Source organism: Rhizobium alarense (genome assembly GCF_021555155.1).
Lineage (GTDB): Bacteria > Pseudomonadota > Alphaproteobacteria > Rhizobiales > Rhizobiaceae > Rhizobium_D > Rhizobium_D alarense.
Genome location: NZ_JAKGBU010000015.1, coordinates 21,518 through 23,763 on the forward strand (window position 1 = coordinate 21,518; position 2,246 = coordinate 23,763).

General features: G+C 65.5%; 3 protein-coding genes and 1 pseudogene. All 4 read left to right on the forward strand.

The genetic code is table 11. The features are described from left to right. Positions 1-160 (forward strand): annotated as a pseudogene (locus LXM94_RS06790) (ectoine/hydroxyectoine ABC transporter permease subunit EhuC); the annotation flags it as partial. 2 nt (positions 161-162) lie between these two features. After that, positions 163-825: an ectoine/hydroxyectoine ABC transporter permease subunit EhuD gene (gene ehuD / locus LXM94_RS06795; RefSeq protein ID WP_235770407.1), complete on the forward strand. Its 663-nt coding sequence runs from the start codon at positions 163-165 to the stop codon at positions 823-825. Between the two features lie 2 nt (positions 826-827). Continuing rightward, positions 828-1,604: an ectoine utilization protein EutA gene (eutA, locus tag LXM94_RS06800; protein WP_235770408.1), complete on the forward strand. Its 777-nt coding sequence runs from the start codon at positions 828-830 to the stop codon at positions 1,602-1,604. A 3-nt stretch (positions 1,605-1,607) separates the two neighbouring features. Continuing rightward, positions 1,608-2,246: pyridoxal-phosphate dependent enzyme (locus tag LXM94_RS06805; RefSeq protein ID WP_235770409.1), on the forward strand; the 639-nt coding region annotated here is incomplete at its 3' end.

The window sequence follows — 2,246 nt, forward strand, 5'->3', positions numbered from 1 at the left end:
GACCTTCCAGGCCCAGGTGGTGCGCTCGCAGACTGGCAGCACGCTGATCCCCTTCGCAACGATCCTCGTTCTCTATTTCCTGATGGCGCTGGCCATCTCGCAGTTCATGCGCTGGCTGGAACGCCGCGTCACCCGCGGTCTCGACGGTGTGAGGGCCTGACGATGGAATGGGATTGGAATTTCGTCCGGGAGATCATGCCGGCCCTTCTCCAGGGTCTCAAGATCACCATCATCGCGACGATCCTCGGCGCCATCGTTGCCGCCGTCATCGGCCTCGTCTTCGCGATCCTGCGCATGTCGGCGCCGAAGCCGATTGCCCGCACGACGAGTTTCATCGTCGAGTTCATCCGCGGCACGCCGCTGCTGGTGCAGCTCTATTTCATCTTCTACGTCCTGCCCGACATCGGCATCCGCCTGCCGGCGCTGACGGCCGGCGTCATCGGGCTCGGCCTGCACTATGCGACCTATACGGCTGAGGTCTATCGCGCCGGCATCGAGAACGTCTCGCGCGGCCAGTGGGAGGCGGCGAAGGCGACGAACCTCACGGAGCGTCAGTCCTGGATCCACGTCATCCTGCCGCAGGCGATCCCGCCGATGATCCCGGCGCTTGCCAACTACCTGATCGCCATGTTCAAGGAAACGCCGCTGCTGTCGGCGATCACCGTGCTCGAACTGATGAACCAGGCGAAAAGCGTCGCCAACAGCAGCTATCGCTACATCGAGCCGATGACCATGGTCGGCGTCTTTTTCCTGGTCATGAGCCTGATTTCCGTCGTTTTCCTGCGCTGGCTGGAAGAGCGCTATGCCCGCGTGGACGAACGCTGATGATGGCCGACCTTTCCCCGATACCGGCTTCTCACGCGCCGCGCCTCGACGACCGCCCGCTGGCCAAGAGGGTTGGCCTGATCATCCTCGCCACCGATCACACGACCGAGGTCGATTTCCAGCGCCTCGTCGCCAGCGAGCGCATCGGCGTCTATGTCTCGCGCATCCCCTATGCCAATCCGGTGACGCCGGACAATCTGCGTGCCATGCAACCGTCGCTGACGGTGGCCGCTGCGCTCATCCTGCCAGACGAGCCGCTCGACGCCGTGATATATTCCTGCACGTCGGCCACCGTGGTGATCGGTGATGCCGAGGTGGAGGCCGCGATCAAGGCGGCCAAGCCCGGCGCGCGGGTCGTGACGCCGACAGCCGCCTCGGTCGCAGGATTGCGGGCGCTCGGCGCAAGCCGCATTTCGATCCTGACGCCCTACACGATCGAGACCAGCCGCCCGATGGCCGGCTACTTTGCCGGTCTCGGCTTCGACATCGCTCGCTTCACCTGCCTCGATCTCGACGACGACCGCGAGATGGCGCGCATCGCGCTCGACGAACTGGTCGCCTTTGCAAAGGAGGCGATGGCGCCGGAGTCCGATGCGCTCTTCATCTCCTGCACGGCGGTTCGCGCGGCAAGCGTGATCTCCGAGATCGAGCAGGTGATCGGCAAGCCCGTCGTCAGCAGCAATTTCGCCACCGCCTGGGCCTGTCTGCGGATCTGCGGCGAGGAAACGGCGCGTCCCGAGCTGGGTCGCCTCATGGCGCTGCCATATTCCGGAATGTAAGTCATGGCGAACGCGTTGCCGGTCACTCTCTCAGATGTAGAACAGGCCGCGACGCGCATGTCCGGCCGCGTGTTGCGCACGCCGCTGGTCATGTCCGCATCGCTGTCGGAACTGTGTGGCGTGCCGGTTGCGCTGAAGCTCGAGCATCATCAGACCACAGGCAGTTTCAAGCTGCGTGGCGCCACCAATGCCGTGCTGTCGCTGTCGTCGGACGCACGCGCCCGCGGCGTCGTCGCGGCCTCGACCGGCAATCACGGCCGGGCGCTCGCCCATGCTGCAAAGGCGGAAGGCTCGGTTGCGACCATCTGCCTGTCGCGGCTGGTTCCGGAAAACAAGGTGGCGGAAATCCGGCGGCTTGGCGCCAATATCCGCATCGTCGGCAGGTCGCAGGACGAGGCGCAGGTCGGGGTCGACCGGCTGGTAGCGGAAGATGGCCTCGTCATGGCGCCGCCCTTCGACGACCCTGCAGTTGTGGCGGGGCAGGGCACGCTTGGGCTGGAGATCATCGAACAGGTCCCGGACGTCGCAACGGTACTCGTGCCGCTCTCCGGTGGCGGGCTGGCAGCCGGCGTTGCCGCAGCGGTGAAAGGCCGTTCGCCGAAGACCCGTATCATCGGCCTCACCATGGAGCGCGGCGCCGCG